We start from the raw sequence: 13,169 nt of genomic DNA, 5'->3' as shown, positions 1-13,169 counted from the left end.
ACAATAAAACCAACATATGTCGGGGGCGGGGTTTTACCTTGCCCCCTGTCAGAACAACAGGGAACGCCAGATGACTTTCGAGGATCTCAAGGAACAGATCGCCGCCGGACAGGTGGATACGGTTTTGGTCTGCATTGTGGATATGCAGGGCCGCCTGATGGGCAAACGCTTCCACGCCGAGGCCTTTCTTGAGATGGCCGAGGGTGAAACCCACTGCTGCAACTATCTGCTGGCCACCGACCTTGCGATGGCCACGCCCGATGGCTATGCCTCCACCAGTTGGGAGCGCGGCTACGGCGACTATATCATGAAGCCGGACCTCTCGACGCTGCGGCCGGTGCCATGGCTCGACGGGACTGCCATGGTTTTGTGCGATGTGATCGACCACCACACCCATGCACCCGTCGCGCATTCGCCGCGCGAAATGCTTAAGGCGCAGATCGCCCGTTGCGAAGAGCTGGGCCTGTCGCCAGTGATGGCGACCGAGCTGGAGTTCTTCCTCTTTAAGGGCACCCATGATGAGATCGCGGCGGGTGGGTTTCAGAACCTTGAGCCGATCTCCACCTACAACGAAGATTACAGCATCATGCAGACCTCCAAGGAGGAACCTGTGATGCGCCCGATCCGCAATCATCTGCGCGCCATGGGGCTACCGATTGAAGGTTCCAAGGGCGAGGCAGAGGCTGGCCAGGAGGAGCTCAACATCAAATATGATGCGGCACTCGCTACTGCGGATCATCACACTATCGCCAAACATGGTATCAAAGAGATCGCGCATCAGCAGGGCTTTGCTGCGACTTTCCTTCCCAAATGGCACCACGAGCGGGTCGGGTCTGCCGCGCATGTGCATCAGTCGTTGTGGAAAGAAGGGTCAAACGCGTTTTTCGATGAGAGCGCACCGCTGGGCAAGTCCAAGCTGATGGACCATTATATGGCGGGGCTGTTGAAATACGCCGCTGACTACACCTATTTCATGGCACCCTACATCAACAGCTACAAGCGTTTCGCCAAGGGCACCTTTGCGCCGACGCAGGTGGTTTGGTCGGTGGATAATCGTACGGCGGCGTTCCGCCTATGCGGTGACGGCACCAAAGGCGTACGGGTTGAATGCCGGGTTCCGGGGTCCGACATGAACCCCTATCTGGCACAGGCGGCAATGCTGGCGGCGGGCCTCAAGGGGATCGAAGAAAAGCTGGACCTACAAGACCCGTTCAACGGCGACGCCTATGCGAACGACGCCCAGCAACATATTCCGCGCAGCCTGCTTGAGGCGCGTGAGGCGCTTTTGGCGTCCGACATGCTGCGCGAGGCGTTTGGCGAAGAGGTGATCACCCATTACGCCCGCGCGGCGGAGTGGGAGATCGAAGAGTTCAACCGTGTGGTGACCGACTACGAAGTTGCGCGCGGGTTTGAGAAAGCCTGATATCTGGTGGATAGGCGGGGGCCAGCCCCCGCACCCCCGGGATATTTGGGAGAAGATGAAGAAAATCGGGGCCGTATCCTGCGCCCCCGGAGGAGTTGGCCAATGGGCAAGACACTGAATTGTATTTCGCCGATCGACGGATCGGTCTACGCCAGCCGCGAGACGCTGGATCTGGACGCCGCCCGCGCCGAGGTGGCTGCGGTGCGGACAGCACAGAAGGCTTGGGCGGCGCGCCCGCTTCAGGAACGCATTGACCTCGTAATGGCAGGTGTCGCCGCCATTGGCGAGATGAACGATGAAATCGTGCCCGAGCTTGCCCATATGATGGGCCGTCCCGTGCGGTTTGGCGGCGAGTTTGGCGGGTTCAACGAACGCGCATCGCATATGGCGAAGATCGCGGCTGAGTCGCTGGCGGATATCGAGGTCGGCGAAGACGCGACGTTCAAACGCTACATCAAGCGCATTCCCCATGGCGTCATTTTTGTGGTCGCGCCCTGGAACTACCCTTACATGACGGCGATCAATACGGTCGCTCCGGCGCTGATCGCGGGCAACACCGTGGTGCTGAAACATGCCACCCAGACCCTGCTGGTGGGCGAGCGTATGGCAAAAGCCTTCCACGCGGCAGGCGTGCCCGAGGACGTGTTCAAGAATGTGTTCCTTGATCACGACACCACTTCGGCACTGATTGCCGAGAAGGCGTTTGATTTTGTGAACTTCACCGGCTCCGTTGGCGGTGGTCAGGCAATGGAGCGCGCCGCAGCGGGCACGTTCACCGGCGTGGGCACCGAACTGGGCGGCAAGGACCCCGGCTATGTCATGGAGGACGCCGATGTGGATGCGGCGGTCGACACGCTGATCGACGGGGCAATGTTCAACTCCGGCCAGTGCTGCTGCGGCATCGAACGCATCTACGTGCACGAAAGCCTCTATGATAGCTTCCTTGAAAAGGCGCTGGCGGTGGTCAACGGCTACAAGCTCGGCAACCCGCTTGAGGCAGAGACAACCATCGGCCCGATGGCCAATGTGCGCTTTGCCAAAGAAGTGCGCGACCAGATCGCCGAGGCGGTCGAACAGGGCGCCGTGGCCCATATCGCCACCATGGAGGCCGATGATGGCGGCGCCTATCTGACGCCGCAGATCCTGACCAATGTCACCCATGAGATGCGGGTGATGCGCGATGAGAGCTTTGGCCCGGTCGTTGGCATCATGAAGGTCTCTTCCGACGAAGAAGCGATCGAGCTGATGAACGACAGCGAATTTGGTCTCACCGCCTCGATCTGGACCAAGGATCTGGAGCGCGCACAGGCGGTGGGTGACCAGATCGAAACCGGCACCGTGTTCATGAACCGCGCCGACTACCTCGACCCCGCGCTGTGCTGGACCGGCTGCAAGAACACCGGGCGCGGCGGTGGCCTCTCGGTGATCGGCTATCACAACCTGACCCGCCCCAAATCCTACCACCTGAAAAAAGTCACGGGCTAACCCCCTTCATCTTTTTGAAAATACCTCGGGGGAGCTTGCCGAAGGGCAAGCGGGGGCAGCGCCCCCACCCCGGCTCACCACAGGAACATGCTGATGTCTCTCATTGGAAACTGGTCATACCCGACCGCAATCAAATTCGGCGCCGGCCGGATCAAGGAACTGGCCGATGCCTGCGCGCAGGCCGGGATCAAGAAGCCACTGTTGGTCACCGACAAGGGGCTTGCGGATCTGCCCGTGACAAAATCCACCCTCGACATCATGGAGGCCGCCGGCCTTGGTCGCGGGATGTTTTCCGAGGTGGACCCAAACCCGAACGAGAAGAACCTCGATGCCGGTGTCGCGGCTTACAAGGCCGGCGGCCATGACGGGGTGATCGCCTTTGGCGGCGGCTCCGGTCTTGATCTGGGCAAGATGGTCGCCTTCATGGCAGGCCAGACTCGCCCGGTTTGGGATTTTGAGGACATCGGCGACTGGTGGACCCGTGCCGATGCCGACGCCATCGCGCCGATCATCGCAGTGCCGACCACTGCGGGCACCGGGTCTGAGGTGGGTCGCGCCTCTGTCATCACCGACAGCGTCACCCATCAGAAAAAGATCATCTTCCACCCCAAGGTCCTGCCCACCGTGGTGATTTGCGATCCCGAACTGACCGTCGGCATGCCGAAGTTCATCACCGCCGGCACCGGCCTTGATGCCTTTGCCCATTGTGTCGAGGCCTTCTCCTCGCCGCATTATCACCCGATGTCGCAGGGCATGGCGCTTGAAGGTATGCGCCTAGTGAAGGACTACCTGCCGCGCGCCTACGCAGATGGCACTGACATTGAGGCGCGCGCGCATATGATGTCTGCGGCGGCCATGGGCGCGACCGCCTTCCAGAAAGGCCTCGGCGCGATCCACGCTATGAGCCACCCTATTGGCGCACATTTCAACACCCACCACGGCACCACCAATGCGGTCTGCATGCCCGCGGTGCTGGAGTTCAATGCCTCTGAGATTGCCGAACGTTTTGACATGGCGGCGGCTTATCTTGGTATCGCGGGCGGCTTTGATGGGTTCAAGGCGTTTGTGCAGGAGTTCAACGACAGCCTTGGCATTCCGCGTGGCCTTGCGGAACTCGGCGTCACCGAGGACTCCATCCCCGAACTGGTCAAAGGCGCGATCATTGATCCCAGCTGTGGCGGCAACCCCGTCAAACTGACCGAGGAAAACCTGACACAACTGTTCAAAGCCGCACTTTGATTGAATAATCGGTCCCCGAAAAACCGATCCAGAGGCCGCGCCTACATTGTGGGGGCGGCCTCTTCTTATTCTTAAGGGATGCGCGTGCGGTCGATGAACTTGCGCAGCGCAAAGCGAGAGCGCACCGCGCGCAGCCCCTCCACACGCATAAGTTTGGTCTGAAGAAACGTCTCGAATTCTTCGAGGCTCTCCACCACGACTTCCAGCAGAAAATCCTGCGCACCTGTCATCAGGCTGCCTGTGACAACCTCTTCAAATTGCGCGACTTTCTTTTGAAAGCTAGCCACTGCTTCGGCGTCCTGTTTCTCCAGTTCAACCGATACAAACGCAGTAATGCCAAAGCCCGCAGTCTTGCGATCGATGCGGGCGACGTAGCCTTCGATCAACCCGCTGTCTTCCAGCTGTCGCAAGCGTCGTTTCACAGGGGTCGGAGACAATCCAACACGGTCGGACAGCTGGACCAGAGACATACGACCGTCTTCTCGCAGGGCGCGTAGAATCGCACGGTCTAACCTGTCTGCAGCGTATCTAGCCACAATAAGCCTCATTTGTAGCGGTAAACACCAATCATTCGCAATATACATGGGGGATGTTCGATTTTTCCACCAGTGTTTTGCGATAAAATCGCCAAATCAGATTTTTGCCCGGTGGAGAGACCATGACACTGAACCTGACCGAGGAAACGGTACCCGAAGGATATGAACGCCTCGTTTTTGCGGAAGATACCGAAAGCGGTCTGCAAGCCTTCATCTGCGTGCATTCGACAACCCTTGGCCCTGCTGCTGGCGGCTGCCGGATGTGGGACTACGCAACACTTGATGAGGCGCGCCGCGATGTGCTCCGCTTGGCGCAGGGGATGACCTGCAAGAACGCCATGGCCGATCTGGCGCTGGGTGGTGGCAAATCCGTGATCGTCGGCAATGCTCGCACCGATAAGTCTCCCGCCCTGCTGCGCGCTTTTGGCCGCGCCGTTCAAAGCCTGAATGGCAGCTATTACACCGCAGAGGATGTCGGAATTTCGCCCGAGGATATGAAGATCGTCGCCGAGGAAACCCCTTATGCAGTGGGGCTGGAGGGGGGTGACTATGGCACCGGTGATCCGTCGCCCTTTACCGCGCAAGGGGTATTCCAATGCCTTCAGGTCGGCGCTGAGGTGGTGTTTGGCACCCGTGATCTCACCGGGCGCCGGGTGCTGGTTCAAGGGCTTGGCCACGTCGGTATGTCGCTTGCCGAAAAATTGCATAGCGTTGGGGCCGATCTGATCGTCGCTGACATTAATGACGCGGCTCTTCAGCATGCGAAAGCGGCCTTTGGTGCAAGGATCTGCGACACAACGCAGGTTTTTGAGACAGAGATGGACATCTTTGCGCCCTGCGCCCTTGGCGGTGTACTGACCAACGCTACTGTTGAGAAGTTGACCGCAAAACTGGTGTGTGGTGCCGCCAACAACCAGCTTGAGACGCCAGAAGTGGCAGATGCGCTGCGTGCCAAGGGCATTCGCTATCTGCCCGATTACGTGGTCAACGCAGGCGGCATCATCAGTGTCGCAGGTGAGATCCACAAGGCGGGCACGCGCTATCGTACCGAGCGGCTCGACGGGGTGGCGGGGCGCATCCGCACATTGCTGGAGCTGAGCGACAAGACCGGACGCACCACCACCGCGGTCGCAGATGACATGGTGGCTGAGATTCTAGCGAAGGCGTCTGACGCGAAACGAGGTGCTGCATGACTGACGACCAGACCTACCAGCCGCTTGCGCTGAATGTGCCCGAACCGGGTTGTCGTCCGGGCGATACACCGGATTTCTCATACTTTGAGGTGCCGCGCGCGGGGGCTGTTGCGCGTCCTGCGGTGGATGTGGACCCGGATGATATGCGCGAAATGGCGTTTTCCATCGTGCGGGTGCTGAACAAGGAAGGCGAGGCCGTGGGCGATTGGGCTGGTGCCCTCACGCCAGAGGAATTGCGCGAGGGGTTGCGCGACATGATGCTATTGCGGGCGTTTGACGCCCGGATGCAGAACGCGCAGCGTCAGGGCAAAACCAGCTTCTACATGCAGCATCTCGGAGAAGAGGCCGTGAGCTGTGCCTTCTCGCGTGCGCTGCAGGATGGGGATATGAACTTTCCCACCTATCGGCAGGCGGGTCTGTTGATCGCGCGGGATTATCCGCTCGTCACCATGATGAACCAGATCTATTCCAACGCGGACGACCCTTTGCACGGTCGCCAGTTGCCGATCATGTATTCCTCAAAGGAGCATGGATTCTTTTCGATTTCTGGCAACCTTGGCACCCAGTTTGTGCAGGCCGTGGGCTGGGCGATGGCCTCCGCCATTTCCGGTGATACCAAGATCGCAGCGGGCTGGATCGGCGATGGCTCCACCGCCGAGAGCGATTTCCATGCGGCGATGGTGTTTGCCTCGACCTACAATGCGCCGGTGGTGCTGAACATCGTCAATAACCAGTGGGCGATTTCGACCTTTCAGGGTATTGCACGCGGTGGCGTGGGCACGTTTGCGGCGCGGGGCCACGGGTTTGGCATTGCGTCGATCCGGGTGGACGGCAATGACTACCTCGCGGTGAATGCGGTGGCGAAATGGGCGGCGGAACGCGCGCGTCTGGGGCTTGGACCGACATTGATCGAACATGTCACCTACCGCGCGGGCGGCCATTCCACCAGTGACGATCCTTCCGCCTATCGGTCTGCTGATGAGGGCGCCGCATGGCCGCTGGGCGATCCAATCGACCGGTTGAAACGCCACCTGATCCTTATCGGAGAATGGAGCGACGAGCGCCACAGCCAAGCAGAAGCGGAACTGATGGATCAGGTCATCACCGCCCAGAAAGAAGCGGAAAAGATCGGCACTTTGGGAGGTGGCAAAGGACCGTCCCCGCGCGACATGTTCGAAGGTGTGTTCGAGAAAATGCCGCCCCATCTGATTAGACAACGTCAAGAAGCGGGGTACTGACATGGCCCAGATGACCATGATCGAGGCCCTGCGCGATGCGCATGATGTGGCCATGGAAAAAGACGACCGCGTGGTCGTCTACGGCGAAGATGTAGGCTACTTCGGCGGTGTCTTCCGCGTCACCGCAGGCCTGCAGAAGAAGTATGGAAAATCACGCTGCTTTGACGCGCCGATCAACGAGGCAGGCATTGTCGGCACCGCGATTGGTATGGCCGCCTATGGATTGCGCCCGGTGATTGAGATCCAGTTTGCGGATTACGTGTATCCGGCGATTGATCAGATCGTCTCAGAGGCTGCACGCTTGCGGCATCGCTCGGCAGGGGATTTCACCTGCCCGATTGTGATCCGCATGCCCACCGGTGGCGGTATCTTTGGCGGCCAGACGCACAGCCAGTCACCCGAGGCGTTTTTCACCCATTCGTCGGGTCTAAAAACGGTGGTGCCTTCCAATCCAAGCGATGCCAAAGGTCTGCTCTTGGCCGCCATCGAAGACCCTGATCCGGTGATCTTTCTCGAGCCAAAGCGGCTCTATAATGGGCCTTTTGACGGTTATCACGACCGTCCCGTCACCAGCTGGAAGAAGCATCCCTTGGGCGAAGTCTCGGACGGGTACGAGCCGATCCCGCTCGGCAAGGCCGCCATTCGTCGCGAAGGCAGCGACGTGACTGTGCTGGCATATGGCACCATGGTCTATGTGGCTGAGGCCGCCGCCGAAGAATCGGGCGTTGACGCTGAAGTGATCGACCTACGCACCCTGCTGCCGCTGGATCTGGAAACCATCGTGGCTTCTGTGGAAAAAACCGGGCGCTGCGTGATCGTGCATGAGGCGACCAAGACTTCAGGCTTTGGGGCGGAATTGATGTCGATCGTGCAAGAAAACTGTTTTTACCATCTTGAGGCACCGATTATCCGCGTCACGGGCTGGGATACGCCCTATCCGCACGCGCAGGAATGGAATTATTTCCCCGGCCCCGAACGGGTCGGGGAAGCCCTCAAAAAATGCATGGAGGATTGAGCGGATGGGGATCTATGCAATCCGCCTGCCAGACGTGGGTGAAGGTATCGCAGAGGCGGAACTCACTGAATGGCATGTAAAACCCGGCGATATCGTCAAGGAAGACGATGTGCTGGCCGCTGTGATGACCGACAAAGCCGCCGTAGAAGTGCCTTCTTCCGTCGAAGGAAAGGTGGTCGAACTCGGCGGTGAGATCGGTGATATGTTGGCGATCGGCTCCGTTTTGGTGCGTATCGAAGTGGACGGCGATGGCAATGAAGATGCCTCTGCGCCGGAAGCGTCAAAGCCAGTGCCCGCCCCCAAAGAAGATAAGCCCGAACCAAAGCCTGAATCTCTGGCCAAGGCCGCAGAACCCGCACGCCCTCTGGTGAAAACCAGTAAACCCGTCGCGCGGGCCAAGAATACCAAACCGCTGGCCGCTCCGTCTGTAAGGGCACGGGCGCGCGAAGAGGGCGTTGATCTGAGACAAGTGCCCGGTAGCGGCCCGGGGGGGCGCATCAGTCATGCCGACCTAGAAAACTGGATCGCGTCGGGTGGCATTCAGCAGGGCAGTGTCACGCGCGGTAAAAACACCGGCGTTGAAGAGGTGCGCGTGGTCGGGATGCGTCGCAAGATCGCCGAGAAAATGGCGATCTCCAAGCGCCAGATCCCGCATATCACCATCGTTGAAGAGATCGAGATGGACGCGCTCGAAGATCTGCGCGCGGCGTTGAATCGAAAGTACAAAGACCAGCGCCCGAAGCTGACTTTGTTGCCGTTCCTGATGCGCGCGATTGTCGAAGCTGTGCGCGAGCAGCCAGAACTGAACGCACGCTACGATGATGACGAAGGGATCATCTACCGTCATGGCGGCGTCCACGTCGGGATCGCCACGCAAACACCGAACGGGCTCAATGTTCCTGTGGTGCATCATGCGGAGTCGGGCAGCCTTTGGGACAATGCGTCAGAGCTTACGCGTCTGGCAGAAGCGGCGCGGGATGGCTCGATCAAGCGGGATGAATTGATGGGCGGAACCATCACCATCACCTCGCTTGGCGCGCTCGGCGCGATTGCGACCACGCCGATCATCAATCACCCCGAAGTGGCGATTGTTGGCGTAAACAAACTGCAGATGCGCCCTGTCTGGGACGGTCAGCAGTTTCAGCCCTGCAAGATGATGAATATCTCCTGCTCTTTCGATCACCGGGTGATTGATGGCTGGGACGCGGCTGTATTTGTGCAAAAACTGAAACTCCTGCTGGAAACGCCAGCGATGCTGTTTGTCGAGGGCTAGATGACTGACATTAAATGCAAAGTTCTGGTGATCGGTGCCGGACCAGGTGGCTATGTCTGCGCCATTCGCGCAGGGCAGCTGGGATTGGACACTGTTGTCGTCGATGAGGCGCGCGCGGGGGGCACATGCCTTAATATCGGCTGTATCCCGTCCAAAGCGATGATCCATGCGGCGGATGAGTTTTACAAGATGACCCATGCTGCGACTGGTCCCTTGGGGATTTCGGCTTCTGCGCCGACCATTGACCTAAAGCAAACCGTTACGTGGAAAGACGGCATTGTGGAGCGTCTGACCGGTGGTGTCGGTGGGCTTTTGCGTAAGGCTGGCGTAAAGATGGTGTCGGGCCGCGCACGTTTTGTGGACGGCAAGACAGTCGTGGTGAAAGGCGCGGATGGCGACACGCAGATCCGCGCGGACTACATTGTGATCGCCACTGGATCGGCCCCGGTTGAGTTGCCCTTCTTGCCCTTTGGCGGCGCGGTTATGTCCTCGACCGAGGCGCTGTCGCTGACCGAAGTTCCCAAAAGCCTCGCGGTGGTTGGCGGCGGCTACATTGGTTTGGAATTGGGTACGGTCTTTGCCAAACTCGGCTCCAAGGTGACAATTGTTGAGGCCGAAGATCGTATCCTGCCGCTTTACGACAAAGCGCTGACCCGTCCGGTTCACAAACGTCTGGAGGAGTTGGGCGTTACCGTGATGACTGGCACCAAGGCGCAATCACATGAGGCGTCTGTACTGACAACAGATGCCGGGGATGTGGAGGCCGAGCGCGTTCTGGTTACTGTCGGACGCCGTGCGCGCACGCAAGGGATCGGCATTGATGAGCTGTCCCTTACCATGAACGGGCCCTTCATTCGCATCGACAAAATGTGCCAGACCTCCATGCGCGGCATTTACGCAATTGGGGATGTGACTGGAGAGCCGATGCTGGCCCATCGGGCGATGGCACAGGGCGAAATGGTTGCGGAATATCTGGCGGGGCATTCCGTCGAATGGGACAAAAGGGCGATCCCCGCAGTCTGTTTCACCGATCCGGAGATCGTTACCTGCGGCGCGCTGCCGGGAGAGATTGACGGCACTAAATCGGCGGAGTTCCCATTCATCGCCAATGGCCGTGCGATGACGACCGAACGTGATGACGGGTTCATTCGTGTGGTGTGGCGCGAGGCCGACAATGCCGTCGTCGGGCTTCAGGGCGTTGGTGCAGGGATTTCCGAACTTTCGGCGTCGTTCTCACTCGCGATCGAGATGGGGGCCTGTCTGGAAGATATCGCAGCGACAGTGCATGCGCATCCCACGCAATCCGAAGGCTTGCAAGAGGCATGCCTCAAGGCGCTGGGTCACGCTCTGCACATCTAAAAAGTGGTTCCTTCAGGCGGCTTCAACCGGTTGCCTCGAGATCTCCCCCTTCGCATTGAAGGGGGGCCACGGCGGCTGGCATGTTCTTCATGATCCGTTCGTGGATCAGGGATTTGCGCAGAGGTTTGGTGAGATAGTCATCAAGCCCTGCCGCAAGTATCCCCTCAGAATCGCCATCCATCGCATGGGCGGTCAGCGCAACAATCTGCACCTTTCGGCCATTTTCCTTCTCCAGCTCGCGAATGGCCTGAGTGGCTTGTTTGCCGTCCATTTTCGGCATGGAAATATCCATGAAGATCATATCGGGCACAAAGCTCTGATAAAGTTCGACCGCTTCTTGACCATTTCCGGCAAACCGCAGGTCGATGTTCATATCTTTGACCATCTTACGGAACACCAATTGGTTGGTGCGGTTGTCCTCTGCCGCCAATACGCGCATTCGGCGCAAATCAGAGGCTATCTCAGCCGTTGCTGCAGATTGGGTCACCGCCGGGCTAGGAGCCGCCTCAACCGCGAGCGATGCAGAAGGTGGCTGCCCGCTGGGCACGCTGAGCTTGGAGAGCGCGGTGAACAATGCGCCGCGTGGTATCGGTTTTTGCAGCACGCCCGCAAAGATATCCCGGATGGCGGGATCGCTTGCGTCGGCGGGGTCGGAAGAGAGCAACAGAACCGGCACATCTGACCAAGCATGACGCAGGCTACGCGCCAGTTTCAATCCGTCCATTCCCGGCAAATTGCGATCGGTAATCACCAGATCGACATCCTTGGACATCTGTTCAAGCGCCCCGGCACCGCTGGTCACAGGGATAACTTTCAAGCCGAGACGCTGAAGCTGCCGATTGAGGATCTCGCGATTGATTTCCATATCGTCGACGATCATCACACAATTGAGATCGTCTGGAAGCTCCGGCGCGTTGACCTGACTGCCATCGGCCACCACCAACGGCAGGCGGAAGCCAAAGCAGGAGCCTTTGCCAAACTCGCTTTCTACCCAAATCTCGCCATCCATCATCTTGATGAGGCGCTCGGTGATCGCAAGACCAAGACCCGTGCCTTCGAATTGCCGGTTGGTTTCATCCTCGACCTGATTGAACTCACCAAAGATGTGCTGAATTTTCTCTTCGGGAATACCAATGCCGCTATCCTCAATGGAAATGTGCAACATCACAGTGTTGTCTTCGGGATGAGGAACACCGGTCACGCGGGCGGTGACGTGGCCCTCATTCGTGAACTTCACCGCATTGCCGATGAGGTTGGTCAGAATCTGACGGATACGCCCCGGATCACCAATAAAGCTCGTCGGCATAAAGAGATCGTAATCGACCAGAAGCGTCAGCCCTTTATCGCGCGCATTGGCCTGCAGCAGCATGACCACCTCATGCATGCAGGCCTCAAGATCAAAGGGTTCAGGGTGTAGAACCAGTTTCTCGGCCTCAATCTTGGAGTAGTCGAGCACGTCGTTGATGATGACCAGAAGCGCCTCGCCAGAGTTCTTGATCGTATTGGCATAAAGGCGCTGCTCTTCGGTAAGGCTGGTGTCGTTCAATAGCTCCGCCATGCCGACAACGCCATTCATCGGCGTGCGGATCTCATGGCTCATATTGGCAAGGAAAGCAGATTTGGCGCGGTTGGCCGCCTCGGCGCGTTCACGTGCGGTGCGCAGCTCTTCCTCGTAGTGGACCGTCGCCGTGATATCGAGTGCGAGGCTTACGATATCGCCGTCATGGCCGCGCTGGTCGATCAGCTTCAGGTAGCGGTCATTCCAGAGGCGAATCACGGTGGGTTCCGGCGCAGGCGACATCCAGCGTTCGGTCATCATCGCGCGCCACGCATCCGCAGAGAGTTCCTCAGTGTCGATCAGCCCTTCATCGGTCAGGACCTGCAGAATGCGGACATAGGATACGCCCGGCGCAACTTCCTCGACGCCCTCGAATATATTCAGATATGCGGTATTGGCACCGATCAGCTTGCTGTTGCTGTCAAAGAAGGCAAACCCATCCTGAAACGCCTGAATGGAATGCCAAAGCCGTCGCTCGGCCTGCTCAACCTTTTCATTGGCGGTATTGAGGTCGCTTTTAACGCGCTCATTCTCGTTTCTGAACGTAGCGATTTCTGCCTGAGTCGCACCGATGCGTTTGGTTAGCGCAAGCGCATGGCGACCGAGTTTGCGATTCGCATCAGTCAATTCCGCCTGTTTCAGCTCCAGAAGCCGCTCAGCCGCCAATCGGGCCCTGCGTTCCTGCGCCAATTTTTCAGCAAGCGACATCTGCGCCAACTCCAACACTTGTTATTTCCACACCTGCTGCCTCAATCTCGCAGGCATTCCTTAATTTGCCTTTAGCGTTGGTGTTATGGCGGGCATGCTTGCTATGAGGTTAATCGCGTGTCAGCCTTTGCGCGGTGACAGG

General features: G+C 58.8%; 10 protein-coding genes. 8 read left to right on the top strand and 2 right to left on the bottom strand.

The annotated features are described in order from the left end of the window. The first annotated feature begins 70 nt into the window (after positions 1-70). The 3 genes from QNI81_RS13140 (at position 71) to QNI81_RS13130 (ending at position 4,147) form a co-directional block, all read left to right on the top strand. Positions 71-1,423 (top strand): glutamine synthetase family protein, encoded by a 1,353-nt coding sequence (locus QNI81_RS13140; protein WP_283966782.1) that lies wholly within the window; start codon positions 71-73, stop codon positions 1,421-1,423. Between the two features lie 102 nt (positions 1,424-1,525). Then, a complete protein-coding gene (locus QNI81_RS13135; protein ID WP_283966781.1) occupies positions 1,526-2,908 on the top strand; it encodes an aldehyde dehydrogenase family protein in 1,383 nt (460 codons plus the stop codon). A gap of 93 nt (positions 2,909-3,001) precedes the next feature. Continuing rightward, positions 3,002-4,147: an iron-containing alcohol dehydrogenase gene (locus tag QNI81_RS13130; RefSeq protein WP_283966780.1), complete on the top strand. Its 1,146-nt coding sequence runs from the start codon at positions 3,002-3,004 to the stop codon at positions 4,145-4,147. 71 nt (positions 4,148-4,218) lie between these two features. Here the strand turns inward: QNI81_RS13130 and QNI81_RS13125 are convergent, their stop codons facing one another. After that, positions 4,219-4,731 (bottom strand): Lrp/AsnC family transcriptional regulator, encoded by a 513-nt coding sequence (locus tag QNI81_RS13125; RefSeq protein ID WP_009177474.1) that lies wholly within the window; start codon positions 4,729-4,731, stop codon positions 4,219-4,221. Positions 4,732-4,805: 74 nt separating this feature from the next. Between QNI81_RS13125 and QNI81_RS13120 the strand changes: the two genes are divergently transcribed. The 5 genes from QNI81_RS13120 to lpdA are packed head-to-tail and all read left to right on the top strand — an operon-like array spanning position 4,806 to position 10,761. After that, on the top strand, positions 4,806-5,876 hold the full coding sequence (locus tag QNI81_RS13120) for a Glu/Leu/Phe/Val family dehydrogenase (protein ID WP_283966779.1): 1,071 nt from the start codon (positions 4,806-4,808) through the stop codon (positions 5,874-5,876). Further along, a complete protein-coding gene (locus QNI81_RS13115) occupies positions 5,873-7,114 on the top strand; it encodes a 3-methyl-2-oxobutanoate dehydrogenase (2-methylpropanoyl-transferring) subunit alpha (protein WP_283966778.1) in 1,242 nt (413 codons plus the stop codon). The genes QNI81_RS13120 and QNI81_RS13115 overlap by 4 nt, the downstream gene beginning before the upstream one ends. A gap of 1 nt (position 7,115) precedes the next feature. Further along, positions 7,116-8,129: an alpha-ketoacid dehydrogenase subunit beta gene (locus QNI81_RS13110; protein ID WP_126137836.1), complete on the top strand. Its 1,014-nt coding sequence runs from the start codon at positions 7,116-7,118 to the stop codon at positions 8,127-8,129. Between the two features lie 4 nt (positions 8,130-8,133). Beyond that, positions 8,134-9,402 (top strand): dihydrolipoamide acetyltransferase family protein, encoded by a 1,269-nt coding sequence (locus QNI81_RS13105; protein ID WP_283966777.1) that lies wholly within the window; start codon positions 8,134-8,136, stop codon positions 9,400-9,402. After that, positions 9,403-10,761: a dihydrolipoyl dehydrogenase gene (lpdA, locus tag QNI81_RS13100; RefSeq protein WP_283966776.1), complete on the top strand. Its 1,359-nt coding sequence runs from the start codon at positions 9,403-9,405 to the stop codon at positions 10,759-10,761. A 22-nt stretch (positions 10,762-10,783) separates the two neighbouring features. Here the strand turns inward: lpdA and QNI81_RS13095 are convergent, their stop codons facing one another. Beyond that, positions 10,784-13,027 carry a response regulator gene (locus QNI81_RS13095; protein ID WP_283966775.1) on the bottom strand — a complete coding sequence of 748 codons (2,244 nt, stop codon included), beginning with the start codon at positions 13,025-13,027 and terminating at the stop codon, positions 10,784-10,786. Positions 13,028-13,169: the final 142 nt, after the last annotated feature.

The organism is Tritonibacter sp. AK171 (genome assembly GCF_030127025.1).
GTDB lineage: Bacteria > Pseudomonadota > Alphaproteobacteria > Rhodobacterales > Rhodobacteraceae > Epibacterium > Epibacterium mobile.
Note: the sequence above shows the minus strand (reverse complement) of the source record. Positions and strands in the feature narration are given on the sequence as shown.

Bases quoted from the DNA above. Each gene is read 5' to 3' on its own strand.
- QNI81_RS13125 (WP_009177474.1), bottom strand. From the start codon at position 4,731: ATGTATATTGCGAATGATTGGTGTTTACCGCTACAAATGAGGCTTATT.
- QNI81_RS13120 (WP_283966779.1), top strand. From the start codon at position 4,806: ATGACACTGAACCTGACCGAGGAAACGGTACCCGAAGGATATGAACGC.
- QNI81_RS13110 (WP_126137836.1), top strand. From the start codon at position 7,116: ATGGCCCAGATGACCATGATCGAGGCCCTGCGCGATGCGCATGATGTG.
- QNI81_RS13135 (WP_283966781.1), top strand. From the start codon at position 1,526: ATGGGCAAGACACTGAATTGTATTTCGCCGATCGACGGATCGGTCTAC.
- lpdA (WP_283966776.1), top strand. From the start codon at position 9,403: ATGACTGACATTAAATGCAAAGTTCTGGTGATCGGTGCCGGACCAGGT.
- QNI81_RS13140 (WP_283966782.1), top strand. From the start codon at position 71: ATGACTTTCGAGGATCTCAAGGAACAGATCGCCGCCGGACAGGTGGAT.
- QNI81_RS13115 (WP_283966778.1), top strand. From the start codon at position 5,873: ATGACTGACGACCAGACCTACCAGCCGCTTGCGCTGAATGTGCCCGAA.
- QNI81_RS13130 (WP_283966780.1), top strand. From the start codon at position 3,002: ATGTCTCTCATTGGAAACTGGTCATACCCGACCGCAATCAAATTCGGC.
- QNI81_RS13105 (WP_283966777.1), top strand. From the start codon at position 8,134: ATGGGGATCTATGCAATCCGCCTGCCAGACGTGGGTGAAGGTATCGCA.
- QNI81_RS13095 (WP_283966775.1), bottom strand. From the start codon at position 13,027: ATGTCGCTTGCTGAAAAATTGGCGCAGGAACGCAGGGCCCGATTGGCG.